Below are 13,614 nucleotides of genomic sequence, written 5' to 3'. Positions count from 1 at the left end.
GTTATGGAATATTTGGACGAAGAAACGCTCGTATGGGATGCAAAGCAAGCTGACTTTGTGAGCAAAAACGAAGAAGCCACGGGAGACTCATGGTCGCCCGTCGATTCAAGTCGCGGCCGCGGAGAGTTTTTGCACTATTTTGATAAAGCCGAAAACCAGCTATTCAACATCAGCAGCGAATTGCTTGCTATCACTTTAAAGATATCTACTCTTCCCGAACCAGAAGATGTCACTAGCTTGCGACAACAGCTTGTAGAAAGCATCAATGACATTAAAACAAAGGGCGCCGAACTTACCTACCCTGTTGCGGTCATTGATAAGCTATGTTTCCTATATGCTGTCGTACTTGATGAACTCATAATCTATAGTGAATGGGGCGAATCTCGTGGCTGGGAAAACAAGACCTTACTCAGTGAATTGTTTGGTATGCGTAACGGCGGTGAACTGTTTTTTACTGTGGCAGACAAAGCACTTCGCCAACCACATAAACTGATAGACCTGTTAGAGATCATCCATATTTTCTTAAACATTGGCTTTAAAGGTCAATATAGAGAAACAGGCAGTGAACAACTAAAAGCTTTCGTTCATCAATTAGAGCAAGTTATTAGCCGCTACAGACAGCCAGGAAATATTCATTGCCACACGCGAACTAAACTACCTAAAGTCCGTAAACCTTTACGTAGAAAACGCTATTTCATCACAACGGTATTCTTTGCTTGTTTAATCGCGACCAGTATCACCCTTACTTACTTTTGGTACGATAAGACATACTCTCAACGTTCTAGGGATTTCTTTAATCTGCCCGATTTTAGTGATCGCTACGTTCTGTCCGGTGAAGTCAATGACATTATCTTTATTAGTGAGGACTCTGACCTAGAGGTGACACCTCAGAAAGCGAGTAAAGTTGAATTAGTAAAAGCAACGCCGCCAAGTAATCTTGCTACCAGCTATTCATCATGGCTCGTTCAACTGGCGACATTTAAGAAAAGTACCAATGCGACTAAGTTTGTTGCCAATTTATCACCATCTAAATACGAACCTATCATCGATGAATTCGAGTCATATTACCGCGTCATTGTACGCAGCGACTCTTCTTCTCAGGCCGTAGAGATTAAACAGTGGTACACAGAGCACGATAAACTCACCCCAATCATCGTCAGAAATACACGTTCCGATAAAAAAGATAATAAAGAGGCAGAGTAACGATGAGCGAAACGAAACCATCTCCTAAACCGAGCAATAAACGTAGTATCGTTTGGTCATTGATTATTACGCTACTCACGCTCATTTGTGGGGGCGGAGTAACTTGGTGGCTCGGCTATCCAGACCAACTAATAGTAGGTATTGTTACCACGCTTATAAGTAGTGTGGTGTTAGGGCTAGTTTGCTATTGGTTAATGCAACGAAAAGGCAAACAGCGTTCCAAAACCAGCCAAGAAAGTTTATTGATTCAAAAGCGCTGTAAACTACTTACTCAGCACTTTAAGCGCATGCTGAACGTTCAAAAACGTAAAAAGCGCCTAAACAGCCGATACGATCAACCGATCTATTTACTGCTGAGTGACGAACCAGCTAAAGACAAGAGCATCATAACGCAAATGGGTTATGAAGCTTATAAGCTCGATGATTTCGGTAATGATATCGAATTCCCAATCTTATTTTGGCTTAGTGAACATTCGATCTTAATTTCACTAAGTATGGGAGATGATCAACAACCTGAATACCTCAAAACATTATGTAAGTGCCTAAATAAATGGCGACCAAGACAAGCAGCCAACGGAATTTTACTCACAACTGAAGTGTCAATGTTGCTCGAAAACAGAGAACTATTGACTCAAAAAGCGGACGAAGTTAAATCGACAATCAAAACGTTTAATGACTCGTTGGGCCTTAACTTGCCCGTTTATAATCTGATCACCAATATGGGTCAGATCAACGATTTCTGTCAGTTCTTCTCAGCCTTTGATGAATCTAAAAGAAATGAAGTGTTTGGTGCGACGTCCCCTGTAATGAAAAATGGTGGTGTCGATGCCGATTGGTTTAATGAAGAATACGACCACCTAATTGGCCAACTCATCGCGAGCACCAGTACTGCGCTCTCTTCTCAGCTCAACCAAGAGTTCCGTAACTCTATTTGCGCAGCTCCCTACCAGTTTGGTTTATTAAAGCAGACCTTATGGCACTTTTTGCAGCGTTTATACCGTGGCGACCAACTAAACAATGGCCTTAATTTTAGAGGCTTCTACTTTACGCACAGTGGCTCAAGTGAAAAGCAATATGACATATTAGCTAACGTCGTTAATGATTCGCTTGGCAATGAGAAATTCCAGCAGCAACAGCAAACGCCGGTAAACCAATCTCTATTCGCGCAGCATATCATGAGCCACGTGGTGTTGAATGAACATGAACTCGTTGGTGTAAACCGCAGAAAAGAAAACATGCTCCTGTTCTGGCAAGGCGCTTATACTGTTTTTTGCGCACTATCTCTGGTCGCTATTCTGACTATATTAAAGCTCGACTTTGACTATCAGAATGCTCGTGAAGCACGCGCTGATAGTATGCTTGAGCATTACAAAGAAGCGATCGCGGCCTCACCATATGACATTGAAAACATGTCAGATAACATTCCCAACTTGTACTCGCTCAATCGTATTTACTCACTCTACTTACGACCAGATCCTTGGTATACGCTTCCATTTATGCCGAGCTCTAGTATTAAGCAAGAAGTAGAAAACGTATATTTTAGTGAGCTCGCTAAAGTGCTTATTCCCTCGATGGAAAACACCCTCGAGAAAGACCTATTTGTTTATGTAAACCTCGAGGATCAAGCCAAAACGCTTTCTTTACTCAATAACTATCGATTACTGTTTGATCCGAACCGCACCAATATCGAAGAGCTCAAGCTCTATTTTATGTCTACGCTAAGAGATCAAGGAGAAGCAGACAGTGTCAATCTTGCTCAGCTTCGAGTGCTTCTGGATGATGTCTTTGCACAAGATCTTGTTCCGGTAAAACCGAATTTCGATCTCGAGAGTTTGGCCAAGAAAGTTATCAATCAAACGGGTATAGAGACACTGCTGTACCAGCATATCCTGAACTCAACAACTTACTCTAAGCGTGTTGATGTTAGACAAGAACTTGGTGAAAACTTTAATCAACTTCTTAGCTTTTCACCAAATTATGTAGGATATCTTGTCCCTTACTTGTTTACACCTTCTGGCTTCAATGAACTTGATTTGTCAGTGGACTCTCCCCTGCTTCATGAAGCGTTACAAGCATATGAAGGCGTGGCGGGAAGCTCGCCAAGTGCATTAGAGATGTACCGCGTAAGTCGTGACCTAAAACAGATGTACCAATCTGACTACATCAATTATTGGCGCGATTTCATTGCAAGTGTTCAAGTAAAACCTATTACTAGCCCTGATGAGCTAAAGACTACTCTGTCTGTCCTTACCACAGCCTCAAACAATCCTTTAGCCCAATTGTACAGTACCGTAAGCAAGTACACGTCTGTTGAAATTGAGCTACCAAAAGAGGCTGAAGAAGGTGCTCAACCGCCAGAGCAAGACGTAGATAAAAAGGAAAGTGCTCGCCAGATATACATTGCGTTTACGCCATACCACAAGCAAGTTACTGTATCGAATCAAGACACTAAGCCTGTCGACTTATTACTTAGTCAGTTCACGGCACTGGAAACCTGGTTAGAGAAATTCTTTATTGCCGATGATCCTCAAAAGGTAGCCTTCACGACCCTAACAGCCGAACTAAAGGTCAGTAATCCTGCTTCTTCACTTGCTGGTATGGAATCTAACCAACCTACTATTTCTGTAGCGATAATTAAAGACGTAACAAGCCAAACCAATGATATGGTCATGCAGTTAGCTCATGGTTACCTCAATAGCAGTTGGCAGTCTGAAGTATTCCAAACTTACCAAAATACCATTGCATCATACTATCCGTTTAACCGTTCTTCTTCAGTTGACGCTTCCACCAGTGATGTAAAGATATTTTTTGAGAACAACGGTGTGTTGGATAGCTTCTACCAAACTAAGCTGAAAGGTTTTATCACTGATGAACGTTCACCATTTTTACCAGGACTTCTGCCTAATAGCGGTCTAGCACTTGACCCGAACGTTTGGCAAATGATCAATAAAGCAGAAGATATACGCAATGCTCTATTCCTGAAAGATCCACAAAATCTCTCATTGGAGTTCCAACTTAAGGCCCAAGAGATGAGTGCTAACCTGACTCAGTTTTCGATTAATGCGGAAAAATCATTGTTCACCTATCGACACGGACCTCGCCTGTGGAGCAAACAATCTTGGTCAGCGGCCGATGTGGACAAAGATTCCATTAGCTTCAGATTGCTCTCTCAAGGGAATCAGGTGGCGAATGAAACCTTTAGCGGGAGTTGGGCGTGGTTTAGATTACTGACACCACGTGTTGTCTCTACCACATCTCAAACCACACAAGTGAAGTTCTCTTACAAGGACAGTGAAGTAGAGTTAAATATTAAGACGCAAGGTCAAAACAACCCGTTCGTGCCGAATTTCTTTTCTGCATTTTCGCTACCTGGAAGCATCTAGCCAGTGGCTCGTATTGCTGAACGGCTCACCCCTGAGGTGCGTTACTCGAAGTTAATTGAGGAGTTAGAACTCACGTTCTGCTCCTCGCTTTCTACTAACGTCATCCGCTGCCATTGCCGTAAACACGGTGAAGTTACATTAAAAGTCGCTCACACGTCGATTGGCCACACGCAAATGGCCAACGAAGCTCGCTTTCTTAGCCTTTATCGCAGTCACCATTGGCCGGAGTTCATTGCTACTGGCCAATATGGCAACCAAATGTGGTTAATGACCCACTTTGAAGAAGGCACTCCTCTTTCAAACCTTAGAGTGTTGGATTCGATAACCCAAAGTGAGCTATTATCATCGTTAGAAATGGTGTTGAACAAACTGCACCAAACAGGCTATATCCATGGTGATGTAAAACCAGCCAATATCCTCGTTACTCATAGTGGCGCAGTTAAGCTTATCGATTTAGGGAGCGTACTACCGATCAACTCCTATTATGCTGATCTCAAACATTCGACGATTTCACCGAGTTATAGCTCGATAAACCCTCACGCGCGAAAACACCATGTTCACCCGCAGGATGATTTTTTTTCATTGGCAGTCACGGTTCAAACACTATATACAGCTCATCCTTTCAAGGGTACGTCGATACTCGAATACGCAAAACAAAAAAAAGCCCCAATAATTGAGGCTCTTCCTACTCGATATCAAATTTTGCTATTAAAACACCTAGGTTGGACTAAGCACTATTTGGCTGAGTCTGATACTTACTAATATCGACCTCATCAATTTGGCTGTCTTGGAGGAAGTTGTGCGCATATTCGAGATAAGCACCACTCTCGAGGAATAGCATAAACAGATCCATATCGATATGGTTATCCAACGCCATCTTATGCAAAATATCTACTGCAACACTGATTGGTTTAGCTCTCTTGTATGGTCGATCTGCAGCGGTCAAAGCTTCAAAAATATCGGCTATCACCAACATACGTTCAGGTAGCGAAATCTCTTCAGCTTTAAGCTTACGCGGGTAACCCGTTCCTTTCAGTGTCTCATGGTGAGTCGATGCATATCGTGGCACTCGACTTAACTCTGGAGGGAATGGCAAGGCTTCCAACATCTTAATACCACTAATCATATGTTCATTGATCTTAAAGCGATCTTCAGCCGTTAGAGTGCCGCGTGAGATGGACAAGTTATACACTTCGCCAAGGTTGTATAGATGTTCTGGAACATCGACATTGAAACCATATTTTTCGTCAAGCTCAAGCGGTCGTTCTCGCTGAACAATATGCTCTGGCCTATCAGACAATAACGGCTCTTCAGCAGGGAGAGACTTGTCCCTTTTTTGCTTGTTCAACTCTTCTAACGGGGACAAACCTAACGAGTCATCAAAGTTTCTTTGCCACGTTTGCGCTGCAATCCCTTTAATACGTTCGACTTGCTCCTCTCCCATAAACTCGCCGCCAACATTGGAACGAGCTATAAATTCAAAATCTTCTGTTAGAGCAGCTTTTTTCTCTCTAAGAACATTAAGTGCAGCTTCCTTATCGATTGATTGATCAAGCTGACTGTTTAAAAATTCAATTTCCGCATCTCGCCAAAGCACTTCAAAACGCATACGTATCTCATGAATACGATTGTAGTTCGCCTCAAGCTTAGTTCCTTTATCAACGATATGTTCTGGCGTAGTAATTTTACCGCAGTCATGCAACCACGCGGCAATTCTAAACTCTCTGCGCTCATAATCATTGGCGAAAGAAAAGTCTTTAAACTTACCCGAGTTGCTGTCTTCAGCCGCTTTCGCTAATAGCATCCCTAGTTCCGGAACACGATTACAGTGTCCTGCTGTATAAGGCGACTTGTCATCAATTGCCTGTGCGATAAGCTTAATAAAGGCTTCGACAAACTCTTCTTGTTGTTTCTCATGACGCTCCAGCGCAGCCCCCATCTGAGAGATCGACTCTGAAAGCTCATAAACCTCTTTGATGCGCGTATCAACCTGCTCCAACTGGCTATATTTGCGTGCTTTGATCTTTTTCGTTTCTACACGTAGTGCTTTAATTGGTCTAACAATAGGTGAACTAAATCGCCACGCAAACGGCATCAAACATAACATCACCAGAACCGTCGCGAGTGTGGAGGTCATTAACCTTGGGATAACTCTATCCATCACAACTGATTTTGGTACCACCACCGCGAAGAACTCTCGATTTGCTTTAAGCCCCCCCATTTTGGTGACAAAAACAAACTTCTCTTCACCATTCAGCTTTAGATTAACGATTGAGTTGTGGTTCAACTGGGACTGAGAAGCTTGATACAGCTCAGGATAAGGAACGAAACTACCGCGCCACTGGTTGGTATCTAACCACTTCGCTTTTAATGCTTGGCGCTGCTCAGTCGTAATCGATGCTATCGCTTGGTTAATCAGAGTGACAAGTGCTTGATCCTCTTCTTTCATATACAAGTGGAAAGAGATTGGTTCAGCATTCGCCATTTTGGTCACGGCTACTGTCGGATTAATGGTAAGTTCATTTAACTCACTCAATGTATGATAGGTATCGACAAGGTAGTCGATTTTTCTATTTAGAATTTGTTCCTTAGCTTCATCTAGGCTTGGAAGCTCGACAATATTCAGTTCAGGATAACGTTTCAAAAGCCATGCTTTTAGATGGTAGCCTCCGACCACACCAACAGGCATCTTACCTATGCCTGATAACGATGCTGGAATTGGCTTAGTAATAGTTGATGCTAACGCCAACTGCCCTTCAAACATCTGCTCACTAGAAACTCCCTCTGTTAGATCGTTTTTAGGTACAGAGTGAATGATATCAAGATCACCAACCCGATACTTTTCAGCCAACTCTACCGAATTGAAACCATTGATAAACTCGAACTCTAGCCCCGTCTGTTGAGAGATGAGTGTCAATACATCAACTGCATAACCTTTTGGCATCCCTGACTGAGTGTAATCATACGGCCCCCAATCATTTTGATTCGAGACCAACAGAGACGATGTTTGCTCTTTAACACTCTGCTGTTTTTCCGTTAATACCAGTGGCTCAGAGCTTGGGATTTCAACATCATTGTTCAGCTCGATGTTTGAAGCAATAACCTCTCCTTTATCATTAAAAATAAAAGACTCTACACCCGCCTCATCAGCCAAACCCAATTGGTTCGAGGTAATTTTGTCTTTTACCGCAGAGAGAACAACATCGATACCGATAACCCCTTTTTTCCCTGCAATAGAGTAAGTTTGACCAGTAATTTTGAGATGCTTAAACAGATATGGATCCGTTTTATAGGCTACCGTTTCTGATGCTCCCTTAAACCACGGACGACGAGTCGGAAAATAGTTACTCTTCTCCGTAATACTATTGGTTAAAGTGAAGTCTTCCGTGAAGTATTGCGTTTTACGGATTCGATTCTCTTCAGGTCCAAAGATATGAATGATGACCCAGCGGTCCTGAGCGGTGGCATTAATGCGTTGGCGAACAATCGGAGAAGATTCTAAATTGATGACTTGGAAAAAGTTGTCGTCATTGCGACCGAAGTAGAGACTATAAAAGAGGGGGTTGTCATCTAAGATGTTAGTGAAGATATCTCGAGTTTCTGTTTGAGTAAAATCGTGCTTGATGCTCTTGGCTAGGCCTCTTAACAGACGAACGTTACTGGTAGCACTCACTTCAACTCGCTGAAGATACTCACTGACATCAGCCGAAGCCATCGTGAGCTTTGAAAGTACATACTCCTGCGACATCTGCTTACCAAAATAGTACTGTAAACTTATCGCAAACAACGCTGTAATCGCAGTAGCAAAAAGGAACATTCCACCCACTGTAACTTGGATCGAATATTTTCTGCGACTCCCTGAAGATGAACTCATCCTGATGCCTCCATGGCGATAAGTAAGCCGAACGTGACGGTGTTTTCAATTAACAAGTCATTATCAAACGACACCATTTATATATCAATACAATATTCTATAAATAGAATTAAATCACGCTTTTAACTTAATCAAACGATTAGAAGAACTTCATAACCCTATGTTAGATAGATAAATAAACCAAAGTGTTACACCCGTGAACTTTATGAACAAAACCCCCAGAATGCTCAATATTGTTTTTATCAACGCATTAGAGACAACTATGTAACAACCTCTTAACCTTAATCGCATCTATCAATAAGTCTCCCTCCCTTACTGGTAGTAAATTCATAATGATAAGTACATTTTCAATGAAGAATGTACGCATACATAAGGAACGTGAATCATGTTTAAGGTACTAAAACCAACACTGGCGGCTTCAATCATTGCTGCTTCGTTTTCGTTTAACGCTTTGGCAGCAGATGTTGAAAAAATCCACTTCTTAATCCCGGGTGGCGCTGGCGGTGGCTGGGACATGACAGCTCGTGGTACAGGTGACGTACTCGTTAAATCCGATATCGTTGAAAATGTTTCTTTCCAAAACCTATCTGGTGGCGGCGGTGGTAAAGCAATTGCACACCTTATCGAAACAGCGCAACGTCAAGAAGATACTCTAATGGTGAACTCAACCCCTATCGTTGTTCGCTCGCTAACAGGTATTTTCCCTCAATCATTCCGTGACTTGACGCCTGTTGCAGCAACCATTGCTGACTATGGTGCGATCGTAACGTCAGTTGATTCTAAATACGACACTTGGGAAGACGTAGTAAAAGAGTTTGAATCGAACCCGCGTAAAGTAAAAATCGCTGGCGGTTCTGCACGCGGTAGTATGGACCACCTAGTTGTTGCTGCGGCATTCAAAGGCGAAGGTTTTGACGCTAAGAAAGTTCGCTATATCGCTTATGATGCAGGCGGTAAAGCAATGGCAGCCCTGCTTTCAGGCGAAACACAACTGCTTTCTACTGGCCTAGGTGAAGTTCTAGAAATGTCGAAATCTGGCCAAGTTAAAATTCTGGCTGTAACTGCTCCTAAACGTCTAGATGCAGCACCAGATATCCCGACTCTAACTGAATACGGAAATGAAACTGTCTTCGCTAACTGGCGTGGTTTCTTCGCAGCACCAGGTGCTAGCCAAGAAAAGATCGATGAGTGGAACTCTGCCCTGACTAAGATGTACAACACTGATGAGTGGCAAGTGGTTCGTGACCGAAACGGCTGGATCGACAACTACAAAGCGGACAAAGACTTTTACGCTTTCCTAGAAGACCAAGAGAAGCAAATGGGTGACCTAATGCGCGAACTTGGTTTCTTGAAGTAATTTCCTGTAAAGAAGTTTAAGGGCGACTTGCACCGCCCTTATACCCCCTTTCGCCGTACATGAGCTAACTACACAATCTCCTCTGTTTATTTATAGACAGTTAAGCCTTTGACTAGCAGCAATTGGCTTATTTGTTAGTGAAACATGCTCATTAACCCTCATGTACGGCTTTTTTTATTTCTATACCTGTCACATGGAGTTGGATATGTCGGACTTGCCAACGAACTCTCTCAATAACGGGAACTTTTTCTCTAAAGAAAACCTCTTCTGCCGCGATCGTGTTGGTGCGATGATATTCCTCATCGTTTGCCTATGTTATGGCTACCAAACATCCCTGATCCCACTCTTTCCTGGAGATGAATACGAACCTTTCACCGCAAGAACGTTACCTACACTACTAACGTTTATCGGAATTGGGCTTTCTTTACTGTTACTGGTGACAGGTCAACCTGACGTTAAAAGTGGCGCTGTTGTCGAATTCAATTGGAAGCTTTTGACTGGATTCTTAGCTTTGATGGCTCTGTATGGCTTAGGTCTAACCTATGTCGGCTTTGTTATCGCAACAAGCTTGTTCCTGTTAGCAGGCTTCTACTTACTAGGCGAACGACGTAAAAAAGTGCTGCTGGGCGCTTCTTTCCCGTTTGTTATCGCTTTCTATCTTCTTCTTACCAAAGGCTTAGATATCTACCTAGAGCCTGGTGTTATTTTCACCATCTGGTCGTAATTTAAGGGAAATGACATTATGTTAGACGGAATCTTACAAGGCCTATCGACCGCAATCATGCCAATGAACATCATGATGGTGGTCGTTGGTTGTTTCGTAGGTACATTTATTGGTATGTTACCGGGCCTAGGCCCAATTTCTGCCATTGCTCTAATGATCCCTATCACTTACGGGTTGGACCCATCTTCTGGTCTTATCCTAATGGCCGGGGTTTACTACGGTGCGGTATTTGGTGGTTCAACTTCTTCAATCCTAATCAACGCTCCTGGTTGTTCTTCTACTGTGGTAACGGCTTTCGACGGCTATCCTATGGCTCAGAAAGGTCAAGCCGGTAAAGCGCTCGCATTAGCGGCTTACTCGTCATTCACAGGTGGCACACTATCCGCGATTATGTTGTTGGTTGCCGCTCCAGCATTGGCAAACGTATCACTCAGCTTCCAATCTTCAGATTACTTCGCGCTGATGCTTCTTGGTCTTTCTGCTGTAGCCGCATTCGCAGGCCCAGGTCAGGTCATAAAAGCTTGGATGATGACGATTCTTGGTCTGATGTTATCTACAGTTGGTATCGATAAAGGGGTTGGCGTAGAGCGATTTACTTTTGGTCTTACAGACTTAATGGATGGTTTTAGCTTCCTTCTTCTTGCAATGGCGACCTTTGCACTGGGTGAAACCTTAATGGGTATTCTTAAACCAGAGCAAGATACTCGATCCGATGAGCAAGATAAGATGAGTAATATCGGCAGTATGAAAGTCACCAAAGAGGAAATTAAAGAAGTCGCACCTGTTTCAATCCGTTCTTCAATTCTTGGTTTCTTCACTGGTGTTTTACCGGGCGCAGGCGCTACAATCGCAGCATTCTTAAGCTACGGTATGGAGCGTAACCTTGCACCTAAAGAGAAAAAAGAAGAGTTTGGTAAAGGCAGTATCCGTGGTCTAGTTGCGCCTGAATCAGCGAACAATGCCGCATCTAGTGGCTCATTTGTACCGTTATTAACTCTTGGTATTCCGGGCTCTGGTACTACTGCTATCATGCTTGGTGCACTTATCGCCTACGGTATTCAACCTGGCCCTCGCCTGTTTGTAGAGCACCCAGACGTTTTCTGGTCGGTAATTATTTCTATGTACTTTGGTAACATCGTACTGGTTATCTTGAACCTGCCATTAATCCCTTATATCTCTAAGCTATTAGCTGTACCGCGCACAGTATTGTTACCAATGATTTTGTTCTTCTCTATCACTGGCGTGTATTTAGTTTCTTTCAATACCATGGATGTCTTCATCATGCTGTTGATTGCAATGGCAGCCATTGCACTGAGATTGGCGAACTTCCCACTTGCACCGCTGCTACTTGGATTCATCCTTGGCGGATTGATGGAAGAGAACCTGCGTCGAGCATTAATGATCAGTGATGGTGAATTAAGCTTCCTATGGGAACGCCCTATCACGATGACATTTACCATTTTGGCTGTACTGGTGCTATTTAGCCCAATCTTTATCAAGCTGTTCCAAAAACTAAAGCCGACTCCGGCTAAAGTCGAGCAATAGTTATTACATTCCTATGTATTTTGGGGCCTAGCGGCCCCTTTTTTTGTTCTATACTGCTGGTGCTCTGTTGTACAAAATACAATTAGAGTATAAACTCTAATTTTTAACAGTTACGGAACATTGGTATGTCATTGCGTCCAATTGCGCTATTGATAGGTTGTGTCAGTCTCGCCTCTCCTTTCACATATTCTGCACCGATTAGCTTCGACCAAGCTTGGCACGTCCTACAGCAAGAAAATAACTCTCTTGCGGCGCAACGTTCAAACGTCGAACGTTATCAGCACTTAGAAAGTGCAACTGACAACCTAAACCTCCCTTCTGTTTCGATAGGCGCAAATTACACTCGTCTCGATAACGATGTTACGGTTTCTGGCCAGCAGCTATTTGAAAGCACGGGGCAGCATCTACCGAACCTTGGTCCTGTACTTAATCCGATTCTTGCACAACTCGGTGGCGTAACATCAACGATCAGCGAGCGGGACATTTTTACCTCGTCTATTCGAGCCATTTGGCCAATTTTCACTGGTGGCCGTATTAACGCCGCTCAATCTGCTGCTGAGGGAAAGAAAGAGCAAGCGCAAAGTGAATTGGCTATGGAAACCCAAGCTCGCTTTGAAGATTTAAGTAAGTACTACTTCTCGGTACTGCTCGCTAAAGAAGTTGTCCAAACCAGAACCTTGGTCGAACAAGGCCTAGAAAAACACAGAGACAACGCAGTAAAGCTTGAGCAACAGGGCCAAATCGCTAGGGTTGAGCGCTTACAAGCAGAATCAGCTTTAGACAAAGCCATTATCGAACGTAAGAAAGCGCAAAAGAGTCTAGAGATCGCCCAATCTGCTCTGACACAGATTCTTAGCCAAACCAGCACAGTTGAACCTGCGGACGGCCTTTTCATCAACCAAAACTTGCCTGAGCAAAGCTTATTTGTTGAACGTACATTGGCAACTTACCCGGGATTGGCGCTTCTTGATTCAAAAGAGAAGCAAGCAAATAGCCTAATTGATGCCGAGAAAGGCAAATATTACCCTGAAGTATATTTGTACGGGGACTATAGCCTACATGAAGACGACTCTCTTGCTAGCCAAATGAAGCCTGACTGGCTTGTAGGCGTCGGGGTGAATATCCCTCTTATCGAAAACAGCGGCCGAAGTGAACAAGTCAAAGCCGCACACAGCGCAGTCTCACAGGTGCGCTATCTCAAAGCACAAGCTAAACAAGATCTATCGGTACTGGTGCAGAAAACGTACCTAGAAGCACAACAGGCTCAAGAAGAAGTATTGGGACTAGAGTCGAGCATCAACTTGGCTCAAGAAAACCTTAAATTGAGGAAAAAAGCATTCAGCCAAGGCCTCTCTACTTCTACCGACGTCGTAGACGCCCAACTCTATGTAGCAAGTGTTCAAACACAAAAAGCAGCAGCAAGTTTTAACTATCTCATCTCTTTATCAAAACTGCTTGCTCTCTCTAACGAGATGGACTCTTTTAGCCAATACCAACATAACGCAATCAACGTTTCGAGTTTATAAGG

At 43.3% G+C, this 13,614-nt stretch carries 8 protein-coding genes; 7 read left to right on the top strand and 1 reads right to left on the bottom strand.

The genetic code is table 11. The annotated features are described in order from the left end of the window. Positions 1-3: 3 nt before the first annotated feature. Genes icmH through AAFX28_RS16040 form a run of 3 tightly spaced genes read left to right on the top strand, consistent with a single transcriptional unit; the run spans position 4 to position 5,348 of the window. Positions 4-1,203 carry a type IVB secretion system protein IcmH/DotU gene (gene icmH, locus AAFX28_RS16050; RefSeq protein WP_408689128.1) on the top strand — a complete coding sequence of 400 codons (1,200 nt, stop codon included), beginning with the start codon at positions 4-6 and terminating at the stop codon, positions 1,201-1,203. 2 nt (positions 1,204-1,205) lie between these two features. Then, positions 1,206-4,586, top strand: coding sequence for a type VI secretion system membrane subunit TssM (gene tssM / locus AAFX28_RS16045; RefSeq protein WP_408689126.1), 3,381 nt, complete (start codon positions 1,206-1,208; stop codon positions 4,584-4,586). Positions 4,587-4,589: 3 nt separating this feature from the next. Beyond that, positions 4,590-5,348: a protein kinase domain-containing protein gene (locus AAFX28_RS16040; protein ID WP_408689124.1), complete on the top strand. Its 759-nt coding sequence runs from the start codon at positions 4,590-4,592 to the stop codon at positions 5,346-5,348. Here AAFX28_RS16040 and AAFX28_RS16035 read toward each other — a convergent pair. Then, complete coding sequence (locus tag AAFX28_RS16035) at positions 5,314-8,460, bottom strand: HD domain-containing phosphohydrolase (RefSeq protein ID WP_408689123.1); 3,147 nt, start codon at positions 8,458-8,460, stop codon at positions 5,314-5,316. The two genes, AAFX28_RS16040 and AAFX28_RS16035, sit on opposite strands and share 35 nt — an antisense overlap. Before the next feature lie 385 nt (positions 8,461-8,845). Between AAFX28_RS16035 and AAFX28_RS16030 the strand changes: the two genes are divergently transcribed. The 4 genes from AAFX28_RS16030 to AAFX28_RS16015 all read left to right on the top strand — a co-directional run bounded on the left by AAFX28_RS16030 (position 8,846) and on the right by AAFX28_RS16015 (position 13,612). Continuing rightward, complete coding sequence (locus AAFX28_RS16030; RefSeq protein ID WP_408689122.1) at positions 8,846-9,817, top strand: tripartite tricarboxylate transporter substrate binding protein; 972 nt, start codon at positions 8,846-8,848, stop codon at positions 9,815-9,817. Positions 9,818-10,022: 205 nt separating this feature from the next. Further along, positions 10,023-10,541: a tripartite tricarboxylate transporter TctB family protein gene (locus AAFX28_RS16025; RefSeq protein WP_408689121.1), complete on the top strand. Its 519-nt coding sequence runs from the start codon at positions 10,023-10,025 to the stop codon at positions 10,539-10,541. 18 nt (positions 10,542-10,559) lie between these two features. Continuing rightward, a complete protein-coding gene (locus AAFX28_RS16020) occupies positions 10,560-12,086 on the top strand; it encodes a tripartite tricarboxylate transporter permease (RefSeq protein ID WP_408689120.1) in 1,527 nt (508 codons plus the stop codon). A 125-nt stretch (positions 12,087-12,211) separates the two neighbouring features. Beyond that, the gene (locus tag AAFX28_RS16015) at positions 12,212-13,612 is read left to right on the top strand and encodes a TolC family protein (RefSeq protein ID WP_408689118.1); all 1,401 of its coding nucleotides are present in this window, start codon (positions 12,212-12,214) and stop codon (positions 13,610-13,612) included. Positions 13,613-13,614 lie beyond the last annotated feature (2 nt).

The organism is Vibrio sp. TBV020, assembly GCF_046056895.1.
Classification (GTDB): Bacteria; Pseudomonadota; Gammaproteobacteria; order Enterobacterales; family Vibrionaceae; genus Vibrio.
Note: the sequence above shows the minus strand (reverse complement) of the source record. Positions and strands in the feature narration are given on the sequence as shown.